Genomic DNA, 14,969 nt, shown 5'->3' on the forward strand with positions numbered 1-14,969 from the left:
AGAGGTTAGCCATTTATGAGCTTGAAAGAAATCAAAGATGTCAGTTATTTCAAATTGAATAATGAGATCAACCGTCCAGTAGATGGTCAAATTCCATTAAATAAAGACAAAGAAGCCTTAGCGGCATTCTTTAAAGAAAACGTTGAACCAAATACCTTAACCTTTGCGACTGCAATGGACAAAATCAATTATTTGATTGAAAATGATTATTTAGAAGAGGAATTTATCAAAAAGTATCGCCCTGCCTTTATTGAGCAATTGTATCAATTCTTAGATGAGCAACACTTTACTTTCAAATCATTTATGGCTGCTTACAAGTTTTATTCCCAATACGCATTAAAAACGAATGATGGTACCGCGTATCTAGAACGTTACGAAGATCGGGTCGCTTTCAACGCCCTTTACTTTGCGGATGGCAATGAAGAGTTAGCAATGAGCTTGGCAGATGAAATGATCTACCAACGTTACCAACCAGCAACCCCTTCTTTCTTGAATGCAGGACGCAAACGTCGCGGTGAGTTGGTTTCTTGTTTCTTGATCCAAATCACTGATGACATGAACGCGATCGGTCGTGGGATCAACTCCGCGCTGCAACTTTCACGAATCGGTGGCGGTGTCGGGATCACGTTATCAAACTTGCGGGAAGCCGGCGCGCCTATCAAAGGCTACGAAGGGGCAGCAAGTGGTGTGATGCCTGTAATGAAATTGTTTGAAGATAGCTTCAGCTACTCAAACCAATTGGGTCAACGGCAAGGGGCTGGCGTGGTCTACTTGAACGTCTTCCACCCAGACATCATCAGCTTTTTATCAGCGAAAAAAGAAAATGCGGATGAAAAAATCCGTGTCAAAACCTTATCATTAGGCGTGATCGTACCGGACAAATTCTACGAATTGACGCGCAAAAATGAAGAGATGTATCTCTTTAGTCCCTACAGTGTCGAAAAAGAATATGGCGTACCCTTCTCTTATGTCGATATCACCAAGGAATACGACAACTTAGTCATGAACCCACGGATTCGCAAAACCAAAATCAGAGCCCGTGATTTAGAAAACGAAATTTCTAAATTGCAGCAAGAATCTGGTTATCCTTATATCATCAATATCGATACAGCAAACCGCAGCAACCCAATTGATGGCAAGATCATCATGAGTAATCTTTGTTCCGAGATCCTTCAAGTCCAAGCACCATCTGAGATCAACGGCAAACAAGAATACGAAGTTTTAGGAACAGATATCAGCTGTAACTTAGGTTCCACCAATATCGTGAACTTGATGGACAGCCCTGACTTTGGGAAATCTGTTCGAGCAATGACTCGTGCCTTGACCTTTGTTACTGATGCGTCTGACATTGACGTAGTACCATCGATCCAAAATGGGAATGCCTTGAACCACACGATCGGTTTAGGCGCAATGGGCTTGCATACCTATTTTGCAAAAAATCAAATGGAATATGGTTCACCAGAATCCCTTGAATTTACTGATCTTTATTTCATGTTGTTGAACTATTGGACATTGGTTGAAAGCAATGCCATCGCCAAAGAAAAAGGCGAAGTTTTCCATAACTTTGAAAAATCAGCGTATGCAGACGGCAGCTACTTCACCGATTATATCCAAGGTGACTACCAACCAAAATCGGAAAAAGTCAAAGCATTGTTCGAAGGCGTCTTTTTACCAACTGGTGAAGATTGGGCAGCCTTGGCACAAACCGTCAAAGAAACCGGCTTGTATCACCAAAACCGCCTAGCCGTTGCACCAAATGGTTCGATCTCTTATATCAATGATACGAGTGCCAGCATCCACCCAATCACACGGATGATCGAAGAACGCCAAGAAAAGAAAATCGGCAAGATCTACTATCCAGCACCTTACTTGAGCAATGAGACGATCGGCTACTACAAATCAGCCTACGATATGGATATGCGCAAAGTGATCGATGTTTACGCAACTGCTCAAAAACACGTCGATCAAGGTATGAGTATGACCTTGTTTATGCGTTCAGATATTCCAGAAGGTCTTTACGAATGGAAAGAAACGACAAAACAAACCACCCGTGATTTGAACATTTTGCGTCACTACGCTTTCCACAAAGGCATCAAATCGATCTACTATGTACGGACCTTTACAGATGATGCAGAAGAGATCGGCAGCAACCAATGTGAAAGCTGCGTCATCTAATCCAACTTTTGCCTGAAAACGAACCAACCGCCTGCCCCTGCTCTTTCTTGACAGCGGGTCGGCTGTTGTCTTGATACGATTATTGGAGGAACCGACTATGGGTAAGACTTACTATGAAGCAATCAACTGGAATGAGATCGAAGATATCATCGATAAATCCACTTGGGAAAAATTAACAGAACAATTCTGGTTAGATACGCGGATCCCTTTATCAAATGACCTTGATGACTGGCGGACGCTATCTCCATTAGAAAAAACAACGGTGGGCTACGTCTTTGGCGGCTTGACTTTATTAGATACCGTTCAATCAGAAAGCGGTATGGATCAACTGCGTAAAGATGTCCGCACCCCACATGAAGAAGCGGTCTTGAACAACATCCAATTTATGGAATCTGTCCATGCAAAAAGCTATTCATCGATTTTCAGCACCCTGAATACAAAAGCGGAGATCGCTGATATTTTTGAATGGACCAACACCAATCCATATTTGCAAAAGAAAGCCGAACGAATCAATGAGATCTACAAAAATGGCACACCGCTAGAGAAAAAAATCGCCAGTGTATTTCTAGAGACCTTCTTATTCTATTCAGGTTTCTATACACCCCTTTACTACTTAGGCAATAACAAACTAGCGAACGTAGCGGAGATCATCAAATTGATCATTCGTGACGAATCCGTTCACGGCACGTATATCGGCTACAAATTCCAATTAGGTTTCAACGAATTACCAGAAGACGAACAGCAAAAGCTGAAAGACTGGATGTACGATTTGTTGTATGAGTTGTATGAAAATGAAGAGCGTTATACCGAAGAATTATACGATGAGATCGGCTGGACCGAAGAAGTCAAAACCTTCTTGCGTTACAATGCCAATAAGGCTTTGATGAATCTAGGTCAAGACCCGCTTTTCCCAGATACCGCCAACGATGTCAATCCAATCGTCATGAACGGTATTTCAACTGGTACCAGCAACCACGACTTCTTCTCACAAGTTGGGAACGGGTATCTGCTTGGTTCCGTGGAAGCGATGAAAGACGATGACTACTTCATCGGACTTGATTGATCTGCTGACAAATAAACACCTTGTTTCTCGCCAATTGAGGGTGAGAAACAAGGTGTTTTTTAGTGAGCCAACTGGTCTTTGATAAAGGTCAACGTTTCTGTCAAACAGGCCTGTGCTTGGGGCAAGCTATAATCAAATTGGTATTCGTGGGTCACCGTTTCCGAATCCCCTTTGTAAAAGCGACTCGTCACGGGAATATCAAGAGCTTGCAGCTGGTTGGCAAAGGCAATGCCTTGGTCTTCAAAGGAATAGGCATTGCCATCCGTGATATACGTTGGTGGAAAATCAGCCGTCAATTTATCCACCAGTGAGATTTCCTGCAGTTGGGGACTATCTTGCCATTCTTTTTTTCCTAATAACGACCAAGCCACCGTTTTGACAAAGAATTTCATAAAGCGATCATCTGAAGAAGTCCCAGCGATCTGCTTCAAATCAAGCGGTCCGCAATAGGAAATAAACCCTTTCAGGGCCGATGCAGGAATGTCTTGATCAAAGGACATTTCCTTCGCATACGCTGGATTGGTTTGCAGCGCCACATATTGCCCGGCAATTTGGGCACCTGCAGAATCTCCACCAAAGAAGAGTTGATCGAAATCAAGCATGGGGTATGCTTGGGCATCTGCTTTGATCGAGTCTACCGCTTGGGCTAATTGTTTGACCTGTCCCGGATAATGCAAACTTGGCGCCCATTCATAATTAATCGAAATCACAGCGGCTTTGGTTTCATCGACGACATAGGTCGCAAACTCTTTGACCCCTTCTTTGTCTCCGCCGACATAGCCGCCCCCATGGACCCAAAAAATGACTGGAACAGGGCCTTCTTGTGCCTCTTTGGGATAATATAGATCAAAGGTACTACGTTGATAATCCGATTGATACGTCAAGTCCTGTTTGACCGTCACATTCGGCAAACTTTTTTGATAAGCTGCCTCATCCTTGATGGTCACTTCTTGGTTAAACAGATGACCGATCAAAAAAGCCCCCGGTCGTGGGGAGAGTTGAAAAGCCAGAAAAACGGCAGCTAAGAGTCCGATCAGGACAATCGCCACCCACATGAAAAAGCGCAGAATTTTTTTCAAGTAAAAGCTCCTTCCTTCTTTCTGTTTCAGCTTTTTCATTTAACCATGTTTTTTTAGCAAATTCAATGACAATCGCTAAAGATTAAAAAAGGATGATACCAATAGGCATCATCCTTAAAATAACATCGTTTATAATGGCAACATCATAAACAAACCAGCAGCGATCGCTGCCCCGATCATTGGACCGATGATTGGTACTAACGCATAGCCCCAATCGGAAGTCCCTTTGTTTTTGATTGGCAAGATTTGGTGAGCGATCCGTGGTCCTAAGTCCCGTGCCGGATTGATGGCATAGCCTGTTGGTCCACCAAGCGACAGCCCGATCGCTAAGATCAAGATCCCAACGACGATGGGATTTAATCCATCCGTAAAGGTATTGGCACCAAAAGCCAATAAGCCAAAGACTAAGACAAAGGTACCAATCACTTCAGTGATGGTATTCGATACTAAATTACGAACTGCAGGCCCTGTTGCAAAGGTACCTAAAATCGCGCCTTGGTCTTTTGTTTCATCCCATAATGGCAAGTAGTTGAGCCAAACGAGGATCGCCCCTACGATCGCACCAGCAATTTGTGCCAGCATAAACGGTACAGCCAAGCTCCAAGAAAAATTCCCCGTCATCGCCATGCCTAATGTAACGGCTGGATTCAAGTGAGCAGGTCCCATGTACCCTGAAACGTAAACGGCAATCGTTACCGCTGTCGCCCAGCCCATTGCGATCACGATCCAGCCAGAGGCTTCTGCTTTACTCTTTTTCAGATTGACAGCCGCACACACACCATCCCCTAACAAAACCAAAATAGCCGTTCCTAGAAATTCACTAAAGATCTGGGTTGTTTCATTCATCTTTTTTTCCTCCTTTTAAGGCTGTTAAATCTGATTCTGCGATCACTTGGTTCAATTCTGCTACATGGGCTGCTTTTTCTTCCTCGCTCCAGCCAAAGAAGTCGGTCATAGCTGCAACGACACCGGCTTTGACTTCATCTAAGGTGTCTCGCATAAATAGGATATGGTTGGTCCGACGCAATAGATAATCGACAGGCGTCAGAACCATTTCTTCATGCAAGGAATAGTTCAAGGCCGTACTTTCTTTTTCATCTAAGCCCTCAAACTTCGTCTTGTAGTTCAACACTTGGGGAAGATTCGACCCATAAAGATGAGCCAAATACGTTGCAGCGGCTTCATCGAATCCAGCGGCTTGCGCTTGGTCAGCCAGCTTCGCTAAGTCTTCCTCTACATTGGCTGCATCAAGCTCACCACCAGAAACTGGGTACGTGGTTGAATCCACCAACTCGAAGGATGCACCGCTTTCTTGGAGCAATTCATTGATCCGTTTGACTGCTCCTTCCGCCATCAAGCGATAATCGGTGATTTTTCCCCCTGCCAACGTCAATAGTCCGTCTTTTGAGCGTTCCAAACTGCTGCCGCGAGAAACTTGCGATGGATCCACTTTGCTGGCTTCTACTCGTTCTTGTGCTTGTTTTACGGCTTTTTCTACGACTGGTCGCTGCCGCTCATCTTCAAGATACTCTTTGACGCTTTCAACGATCTGCTCAAAGCTTTCATCCGATAGTTTGCCTTTACCACCGCCATTGTAATCAGACCCGCCATTATTCACAATCAACGGACGCAATCCTGCCCAGCTCGCTTCGATATCATCAAGGGTGATCTGAGCGTGAGGGAAGCGTTCATTCACGATGGTCAGTAGATAATCAACATCTTCTTGCGTGACCGTTGGATGGGCGAAATCGCCTGTATAATCCGTATCGGTTGTGCCAAAATAGGTCTTATTTTCTCTTGGTACCACGAAAACCATCCGACCATCATTTTTCCCAGTATCGAAGTAGGTTGGTTGCGGCACTTTTAGTTTTTCCCGATCGACCACTAAATGGACACCTTTCGTCGGACGCATTTGTGGCGGCAGCTCATCATTCTTGTCTAATTGACGAACGATGTCTGACCAAGGGCCTGTCGTGTTGATCACGACTTTGGCGTGAACCTCAAAGCGCTCGTTTGTCAGTTGATCCTCCACTTCTACCCCATTGATGATGCCTTGCTCATCATGTAAGATGCCGACGACTTTGGCTTTACTGATCATTGCTGCCCCATCGGCTTGTGCTCGTTTGATGTTTTCGATCACCAAGCGGGCATCGTTGTTGCGAAAATCAAGATAGACACCGCCACCGACTAAGTTTTCCGCCTGCAGCTGAGGTTCGCGTTCTAAGACCTCTTCTTTCGTCAGCAGATAATTTTCGTATTTACTGCCTGTCACATTCGCTAAGCGATCATAAAGATCCATCGCCACTTTGACAGAAAACAAGGAGAAGGTTGCCCCTGGTTCATCATAGATTGGCAAAAGCATTGGATCTGGTTTCGGGATATGCGGAGCAATTTGCTGCACGATCGCCCGTTCCCGCACGGTGTCAGCGACCACTTCCACGTCAAAGGTTTTCAAATAACGAATACCGCCATGAACGAGTTTGGTGGACCGCGAAGACGTTCCTTCGGCAAAATCCTGCATTTCCAAAAGCACCGTCTTCATCCCAGCGGCTGCGGTTTGAACAGCAACCCCCGCGCCAGTGATCCCACCACCGATGATCAATACATCATAGGTGGTCTTTGCCGCTTCTTGAATGGTTTGCTTCCGATCTTTATGTGAAAAGGTCATGGCTTACTCGCCTTCTTTCTTCGCTTTGAATTTGAAGGTCTGAGTAGCTGCCACCGCTTGTTTCCAGCCTTCGTACAAATTGTCTCTTTCTTCTGCTGGCATTTCTGGTGTAAACATTTGCCCTTCTTCTGCCATTGATTTCAATTCATCCAAGTCTTTCCAGAAGCCAACCGCTAGCCCTGCCAAGTAAGCTGCACCTAATGCGGTTGTTTCCAGATTCGCAGCTCGTTGCACGTCAATGTCTAAAATGTCCGCTTGGAACTGCATCAATAGATCGTTTTTGGCTGCACCGCCATCGACTTTCAGCAATGGGATATCGATGCCAGAATCTTTTTTCATCGTGTCGATGACATCTTTTGATTGATACGCAACAGCTTGCAATGTTGCCCGAACAAAATCTTCCTTCGTCGTCCCACGAGTCAAGCCAAAGACGGCTCCTCTTGCATCTGAATCCCAATAAGGTGCACCCAATCCAGTAAAGGCAGGCACCACATACACTTCATTATCGCCTTTTGCTTTGGCAGCTATTTCTTCTGATTGCGGAGAAGACTCGATCATTCGTAGACCGTCCCGCAGCCATTGGATCGCTGATCCAGCAACGAAGATACTTCCTTCTAAGGCATAATAGACTTTGCCGTTGATGCCATACCCGATGGTCGTCAGTAGGTCATTGTCAGACAATTGTGGTTCTTCACCCGTATTCATGACGATAAATGCCCCAGTGCCGTAAGTATTTTTGATCATGCCTTTTTCAAAGGCCATTTGCCCAAAGAGGGCGGCTTGTTGGTCCCCAGCCATTCCAGCGATTGGTACTTCACTGCCGTAAAAATGGTAGCTGCGGGTGTGACCATAGACTTCTGAGTTGCTTTTGACTTCTGGTAACATCGAGCTTGGAATGTTCAAAAGATCCAAAATTTCTTGATCCCACTCTAATTTATGAATGTTGTAAAGCATCGTCCGACTAGCATTGGAGTAGTCGGTGACATGGACTTGTCCATCTGTCAGTTTCCACACAAGCCATGAATCGATCGTTCCGAAGAGTAGCTCACCATTATCCGCCTTTTCTTGTGCCCCTTCGATATTGTCTAAAAGCCAGCGCACCTTGGTCGCTGAGAAATACGCATCAATGACTAACCCAGTTTTTTCATGGATCATCTCTGTATGGCCATCTGCTTTTAATTGGTCAGCGATCGGTGAAGATTGGCGGGATTGCCAAACGATTGCATTTGCGATCGGCTGGCCTGTCGTTTTGTCCCAAACCACTGTCGTTTCACGCTGGTTGGTGATCCCGATGCCGGCGATTGCTTCTGGTCGGATACCTGATTCAATAAATGCCCCTGCGATGACTGATTGGACAGAGTTCCAAATTTCGTTGGCGTTGTGTTCTACCCAACCCGATTTTGGAAAGTATTGCGGAAACTCTTTTTGTGAACTACCGATTTTTTTCCCATTACGATCAAAAATAATTGCTCTTGAACTAGTGGTTCCTTGGTCGATCGCCATTACATAATTTTTTTCTGCCATTTGATTCGCTCCCTTTAGTTTTTTATACGCTTTTCTTGTTAGCGCTTTCTGACTTGCTTTTATTTTAGCTGAACTTTCGCTATGTGGTTCGTCAATTTTTTTTCAAATTTCTAAGAAATTGACGAAATCCACTATTGAAAGCGTTCGCGGATCATTTTTTTGATCGTTTCCCGATCATAAGCGGTACCTAGTTCACTGATTCGATAAGTCGGTGTTTTCGTCTCGATAGCATAATTTGCCAAGATCAAGTCATATTCTTGTTCTGGGCGATAGCGTTCTACGACTACGCCATTCAAATTTTTGAGATACAGCAGCCACATGTAGTAGAGGGCTTCTTTAAACAGTTCATCCATTTTCAAAGCGATCCCGACGCGAAACTCCCGATTGATTTGATAATCGATGATCGTGATCACACTCAAGTATTTGACCATCGTCATCATCAACAAACTATTTTTATCAGATGGCTTGATATCAAGCTCTGCTAAAGCCTTATCCAATAGTTCGTGACTGATTTGCTGGATGTTACGACTGGATAGCTGCGCTTCTAACTGCCAAATATTTTCTCGATCAAAAACCTCCACATCCCCTTTGAAAAAATACACGCGGCTGTGGATCTGCAGCAGGTGACCATAACAAGTGGCTTCGATTTCACGGGGAACAAACGATGGGCGGTAGAGATGCAAAATATGTTCCAAAATCAAGGTATCCGTCAAGGCAGTTGGCGTAAACCGAGAACGCTGCAGCATATACACTTGCAGATCGTGTTCGGATAACACCGAGAACGACAGTAAAAAGACAAAGTGCAGCATCGCCTCCTCTTCTCTGACTTCTAATGCGTAATGGCCAAACCCACGAAATACCAACTCCCGTAATTGCTGAAACAAAGGATCTTTCGTGTAGGGTACCATTTTCTCCCGTAAGACTTGAAAGGATTGAGTAGCAATTTTCAGTCGCGCCTTCATGATCCTCAGCCATAGGGACAAGCGCTGTTGTGCTTCTTTCGTGAAGGTCATGTTCAGACCTCGTGTGATCAGACCGACGTATTTTTCATCGATCGGCAGCGGCTGACTGTCGAAAGAATGGACATACCAAAAGAGTTCAAAATAGAAATAACGAATTTGCGTTTCTTCCCCAATCAGCTTTCCTTGCCAGATCTCTAACTCGAATTCTGCTAGCAAGCCATTTAGCTCTTTGATTTTGCGAAACAAGGATGACTCGCTGACCGCTAATTTTTGTGCCAGCTGGACAGTGGTCACCTCTTGATGCTGCAAAAGATGCTCGAGGATTTGAAATTTCAATGCTGAACGATAAAACGCCCATTCGATTTGATTGAGGGAAAAAGTGGGACTCATTTCAAAGACCAGGACACCTTTTCGATAATACAACTGACACTGCTCTTGGTAGTGAGCCAGCTCATCTTGCAACTCCTCCACATATTTTTCCAAGGAAGGCTTACTGATGCCAAGATAGCTCGCCAGCTCGTGCAGCTCCATTTTTCCGCCCACCAGTAAAAGCTTTTTGATCAGCTGCAATTGCTTTGCTTCTTTTTTTTCTAATAACTGATCAAGTCTCATCGGCATCACTTCCCGACCATAGAAAAGTTTCGTCGATTACATTAGTGAACCGTGGATGGAAGAAAAAGTCTTTTTGGGTCAACTCCTCCATCGTTGCCTGCTGCTCGATCGCAAACGCTAGTAAATTGATTTTTTCCAAAATATTGGCTTTTGATAAAAGCTGCGCACCAACGATTCGGCCGCTGGCTTGTTCGATCATCACTTTTCCATGAACCTGTGTTGGATCAAACAAGGAACTGGCGGCAGTAAACGTATGACAGACGATCGGAGATTCGAAGAAAAACCGATCCGACTCGGTCAAGCCGGTGCTTGCTAAGTACCACCCAAACAGTTGCGTACCGACTGTCCGCAATCCGCCACGAAACGGGATGGTTTTGCTTGCCAGATTGCGAGCTGCTGCGATCCCTGAGCGAACGGCATTGTTGACTAAGGGCATATAGACCGTGTCTTTCGTAATAGCATTGGGAATTTGGATCAAATCGCCGACCGCAAAAATATCCGTGGCAGAAGTTTCCAAGTAAGCATCTGTCCAGATGGTTTGATCACTGTGTAATTCAAAGACCGCAAATGCCTCTGGCAAGCGAGGATGAACGTTGACTGTCGTCAATACCAGATCGCTTTCATAGCCTTGATCGGCGGTTTCGATCCGAAAGCCTGTTTCCGTTTTAACGACTGCCAAAGTTGGCTTGGACCAATGCAGCTGCAAGTTGGGGATTTTTTCGATCTCCGTTAAAAAGGGCTGCAAAAAATCGTGATCAAAGTACTTGAATAAAGGATATGACATTGATTCGATCACACTGACTTTTTTTCCGATCGCAGTCAAGGTATTCGCCGCTTCCATCCCCGCTTGACCAGCACCTACGATGGTAATCGACTCTGCTTGGGGCAATTGCTGCAAGAAATGCTTGGCTGCCTCATATTCCTTGTAGGTCAGTAGTGCTTCTTCTGGTTGTGGCAAAACAGTGGAATCTTGACTGGAGCCTGCTGCCAAGACGAGTCGATCATAACTTAGTTCTCGCTTATCCGTTCGAATCCGATGATCCGAAGGAAAAATCTCCAGAAGCGTTTCTTCTAAGGCAACGTCGATCGTTTCTGCCTCAAGCTGCTCCTTCGTACAAAAGAATGCTTCTTCCAGCGATGCGATCCTGCCTTCGATCAGCAATAACAAACCGCTTGGAACAAACCCAAGATGGGCTTTTTTTTCTATCAATAAAATCTCTGCGTCAGGGTATAATCGGCGTGCTTCACGGGCGCAGCTGACACCCCCAAAGGACCCGCCTATGATAACGATTTTCATTGGATCACCTCTCTCCCTTAGCTTAAATGAAACGCTCTCATTTGACGAGTAAAAAGCTATCAGGCTGACTATTTTTTTGCACCAGATATAGTAAGATGTTTTCAAATCAAAAAAAATCTGAATGACCGTACCTTGAGGTTCCGCTGTCATCAGCCAAACAGCGCTCATTAAAAAATTCGCTAAAAAAAGAAAAATGCAAAAAAAAACCAGCCAATCGAGACTTGGTTGCATCATCACTAGGATCATGCAACCTACTTCCTGATTGAATGGTTTATTTTTTTGTTATCGTTTTATCTGTGTTATTGAGGCTGAGAATCTTGCTTACAAGCACTACCAATCTTATCTGCTACGACGATCGCTGCTTTGACTTGTTCAACCGTAATTGGAAACGGCATCGAATGAATCGATTCTTCAGGGATACAAGCCTTTTCGGCTACTTCTGTTAACTCCTCGTCACTGATCGTTTCTACCCCTAAGTCTCTCAAGCAAACAGGTAAGCCAATCGATAGCGCAAAGTTGATTACTTCAAACAACTCTTTTTGAGGTGCATTTTCTAAAACGAGTTGGCAGATCGTGCTAAAAGCGACTTTTTCTCCGTGGGTGGCGTCATGGGCAGCATGAAGAACAGTCAAGCCATCATGAATGGCATGGATCGCTGCTAATCCGGCACTTTCAAAGCCTAATCCAGAAAGGAGGATATTGGCTTCGATCACATTTTCCAATGCTGGCGTGACCACATTACGCTCACAAGCTTGCTTCGCTTTGGCACCATCTTCTAAAATCGTTTCATAGCACAGCTTCGCTAACGCATAAGCGGCTTTGGTTCCTTTCGCCGGTGGACAGCCTTCTTGTGCGCCACAAGGCAATCCAGCATTGACATTAGAAAAAGAACGTTGAGTAGCTCTTGCCTCAAAATAAGTTGATAAGGCATCTCCGATTCCAGAGACAAGAAAACGTGTCGGTGCTTGCGCGATCACGACTGTATCGATCAAAACTACGCTCGGACTTTGGACAAAATACGCGTAGTCATCAAATGCGCCCTCTTCTGTATACAAAACTGCAGAATGACTGGTTGGTGCATCGGTTGCAACGATCGTTGGAACGATGATCAAGTTGCGGCCCTCTGCCACACATTTTGCCGTATCAATAGCTTTTCCGCCCCCTAAACCAATAATACAGTCACAGGCGTTTGCAGCAGCGATTGCTTTTAAACGAGCCACTTCTCCCCGAGTCGCTTCGCCGTGAAAATCACTTTCGACCAAAACAATTTCATAGGTGTTTGCCGTCTGATCTAATTTTTCTTTGACCCTTGCGACATCTTCTTTACTGGCAATCAATAAGGCACTTTTCCCAAAGGTTTTTACAAAATACCCTAGGCGAAGCAATTCATCTTCTCCTTGCACATATTTTGCTGGACTGATAAAAGCTTTTCTCATTACACGACACTCCATTTCTTTTATTTTATTTTTAGTGCAGTCAATTGTTCTATGATCTCTTGCTCAGAAGCAGCAACTTGCAATAATGCAGCAGCAGTATAGGCACTTTCGATCAGCGCAGTATCAAATAAGTGAACTGTTTTATCGGTCAATTCCTCCGCAAGTTCCAAATTGATTTTGGCACTGCCTAAATCATAAAAAGCGAACAGTATCTGGCCCTGGTTCTCTTCAAACGCAGTTACGAGCGTTTCTGCATTTGTCCCGATTCCATTGTCCTCTAAGCCAGCTGCTAAAGTAATGGGAACATCTGGAGCAACTTCTTTGATCAAACGCTGTAAGCCAAAAGCAATTTCATAAACATGAGAGACGAGTACAATGCCGATTTTATTCATCAAAAACACCTGCTTCGATCATTGCGCCAAAAAGAAAGGCACTGGACATTGCGCCGGGATCAATATGTCCCAAAGATCGTTCCCCCAAATAAGAAGCACGACCTTTTTTGGCAACAAGATCCGCTGTTTTTTCGGCAGCTTCTTTCACGACTTCAAAGGACAAGGTTTCTGCTTCCAGAACTACGATCGCTCGTTCCCAAGTTTCTACCATCGTTTTATCTTTAGCTTCAGATTGTCCTCGACGTTTGATACCACTAAGCGCTGCTTCAAGAATCGCTTTGGGATTTTCCATCATGGCGCTCGTTTTCGCCATCTCCAAGAAAGCCGTGCCATAGAGGGGTCCGGATGCGCCACCCACTTTACTGATCAGAGTCATCGCTGTCTTTTTAAAAACCTCTGACACCTCCTCTACAGGTTCCTTTTCTAACGTCTCTATGACTGCTGTCATTCCTCGAGCTAGATTACTTCCGTGATCGCCATCACCGATTGCTGTATCTAGTGCATTCAAATAATCTTTTTCTGTTTGAATCGTTTGATGAAAAAGACGAAGTGTTTTTAATGAATTTTCTTTTGTAAACATTCTTTTCCCCCTCTTACCAAGCGGTATGTGCTACCGGCTCCGTTAAATAAGCCACCCATTCCGGTTCCAATTTTAATAGGGTCAATGAGATACCTGCCATATCGATTGCCGTCATAAAATTGCCGACCTTTGAAAACACCACATCGAGCTCACGATCCAAATGTTTCCGTACATCTTGATAGAAAATATATTGCTCCATCAATGGTGTACCGCCCAATCCATTAACCATCACAGCAAATTTCTCCCCATTTTCCCAAGAAAAAGCCTTTTCTAATTTCTCAATCATTTTTTGAGCGATCTCATTTGAAGAACACATCGTTTCCCGAGCATAACCAGGCTCACCATGAATCCCCACACCAAACTCGATGTCTGTTTCTGTTAGTGTAAAGCCTGGACTTCCCACTTCTGGTACGGTGGCACCACTCAGTGCGACGCTGATGGTTTTTAATTGACGGACAACTTGATTGCCAAGTGCCACTAGCTCATCGAGGGACAATCCCTTTTTGGCAGCAGCACCTAAAATTTTATGCACAAAAACTGTGCCAGCGACACCACGTTTTCCTTGCGTAAAGGTGCTGTCCTCGACAGCAATATCATCATCAACGACCACTGTACCAACTTCAATGCCATCTAGTTCAGCGAGTTCCTTTGCCATCTCAAAGTTCATAATATCGCCAGAATAATTTTTCACGATCAAAACGACACCATTGCCGGTATTCACACTTTTGATTCCTTCGTAAATTTGATCCGGCGTAGGTGAAGTAAACACTTGCCCACAAACAGCTGCCTGTAACATTCCCTCACCGACAAAGCCTGCATGAGCTGGCTCATGCCCGCTTCCGCCACCACTGATTAAAGAAACTTGTTTGGCGAGTTCTTTTTGTTTTACGACAAATGTATTTGGGACTTGTTCAATCGTTGATTCATTGGCTTGAACAATTCCTCGGATCATTTCTGCCAAAACATCTGTCGGTTGATTCATAATTTTTTTCATCGCTTACTTCCTTTCGGCTACGAACAGAACACTATGGAAAACTCAAGCTGTCATCCAAACCATCCACTAGAAGTTTCTCATAGTCCATCTTGATCGTTTGTTATTTTTAATTATTCCTTTTAAAAACAAAAAGCATTCTTGAAAAAATCGATATTACTGTTTTGTAAAAAAAACCGTCTTTCCACTT

The 14,969-nt window shown here is 44.4% G+C and carries 12 protein-coding genes; 2 read left to right on the forward strand and 10 right to left on the reverse strand.

Translation table 11 applies throughout. The features are described 5' to 3' along the window. Window positions 1–15: 15 nt before the first annotated feature. The gene (nrdE, locus tag P0G38_RS13655) at window positions 16–2,175 is read left to right on the forward strand and encodes a class 1b ribonucleoside-diphosphate reductase subunit alpha (protein WP_005225181.1); all 2,160 of its coding nucleotides are present in this window, start codon (window positions 16–18) and stop codon (window positions 2,173–2,175) included. Between the two features lie 97 nt (window positions 2,176–2,272). Further along, window positions 2,273–3,238: a class 1b ribonucleoside-diphosphate reductase subunit beta gene (gene nrdF, locus P0G38_RS13660; protein WP_005225180.1), complete on the forward strand. Its 966-nt coding sequence runs from the start codon at window positions 2,273–2,275 to the stop codon at window positions 3,236–3,238. A gap of 59 nt (window positions 3,239–3,297) precedes the next feature. Here nrdF and P0G38_RS13665 read toward each other — a convergent pair whose 3' ends face one another. The 10 genes from P0G38_RS13665 to dhaK form a co-directional block, all read right to left on the reverse strand. Beyond that, complete coding sequence (locus P0G38_RS13665; RefSeq protein WP_050759597.1) at window positions 3,298–4,356, reverse strand: alpha/beta hydrolase; 1,059 nt, start codon at window positions 4,354–4,356, stop codon at window positions 3,298–3,300. A gap of 90 nt (window positions 4,357–4,446) precedes the next feature. Continuing rightward, the gene (locus P0G38_RS13670) at window positions 4,447–5,163 is read right to left on the reverse strand and encodes an MIP/aquaporin family protein (protein WP_005225178.1); all 717 of its coding nucleotides are present in this window, start codon (window positions 5,161–5,163) and stop codon (window positions 4,447–4,449) included. Further along, complete coding sequence (glpO, locus tag P0G38_RS13675; RefSeq protein ID WP_015509063.1) at window positions 5,156–6,985, reverse strand: type 1 glycerol-3-phosphate oxidase; 1,830 nt, start codon at window positions 6,983–6,985, stop codon at window positions 5,156–5,158. The genes P0G38_RS13670 and glpO overlap by 8 nt, the downstream gene beginning before the upstream one ends. Window positions 6,986–6,988: 3 nt before the next feature. Then, window positions 6,989–8,509: a glycerol kinase GlpK gene (glpK, locus tag P0G38_RS13680; RefSeq protein ID WP_005225176.1), complete on the reverse strand. Its 1,521-nt coding sequence runs from the start codon at window positions 8,507–8,509 to the stop codon at window positions 6,989–6,991. Window positions 8,510–8,640: 131 nt separating this feature from the next. Next, window positions 8,641–10,083, reverse strand: a complete 1,443-nt coding sequence (locus P0G38_RS13685) for an AcpB/EbpR/MafR family transcriptional regulator (RefSeq protein ID WP_074536363.1) — start codon at window positions 10,081–10,083, stop codon at window positions 8,641–8,643. Beyond that, window positions 10,073–11,380, reverse strand: a complete 1,308-nt coding sequence (locus P0G38_RS13690) for an NAD(P)/FAD-dependent oxidoreductase (RefSeq protein ID WP_275852076.1) — start codon at window positions 11,378–11,380, stop codon at window positions 10,073–10,075. The genes P0G38_RS13685 and P0G38_RS13690 overlap by 11 nt, the downstream gene beginning before the upstream one ends. A gap of 299 nt (window positions 11,381–11,679) precedes the next feature. Further along, a complete protein-coding gene (locus tag P0G38_RS13695; protein ID WP_060793023.1) occupies window positions 11,680–12,816 on the reverse strand; it encodes a glycerol dehydrogenase in 1,137 nt (378 codons plus the stop codon). Window positions 12,817–12,836: 20 nt separating this feature from the next. Then, window positions 12,837–13,208, reverse strand: coding sequence for a dihydroxyacetone kinase phosphoryl donor subunit DhaM (gene dhaM, locus P0G38_RS13700; protein WP_275852081.1), 372 nt, complete (start codon window positions 13,206–13,208; stop codon window positions 12,837–12,839). Beyond that, window positions 13,201–13,788, reverse strand: coding sequence for a dihydroxyacetone kinase subunit DhaL (gene dhaL, locus P0G38_RS13705; protein WP_275852084.1), 588 nt, complete (start codon window positions 13,786–13,788; stop codon window positions 13,201–13,203). The genes dhaM and dhaL overlap by 8 nt, the downstream gene beginning before the upstream one ends. Window positions 13,789–13,801: 13 nt before the next feature. Then, window positions 13,802–14,782 carry a dihydroxyacetone kinase subunit DhaK gene (gene dhaK / locus P0G38_RS13710; RefSeq protein WP_275852088.1) on the reverse strand — a complete coding sequence of 327 codons (981 nt, stop codon included), beginning with the start codon at window positions 14,780–14,782 and terminating at the stop codon, window positions 13,802–13,804. Window positions 14,783–14,969: the final 187 nt, after the last annotated feature.

It is taken from the genome of Enterococcus casseliflavus, from assembly GCF_029215545.1.
In the GTDB taxonomy this organism is placed as follows: Bacteria; Bacillota; Bacilli; order Lactobacillales; family Enterococcaceae; genus Enterococcus_D; species Enterococcus_D casseliflavus.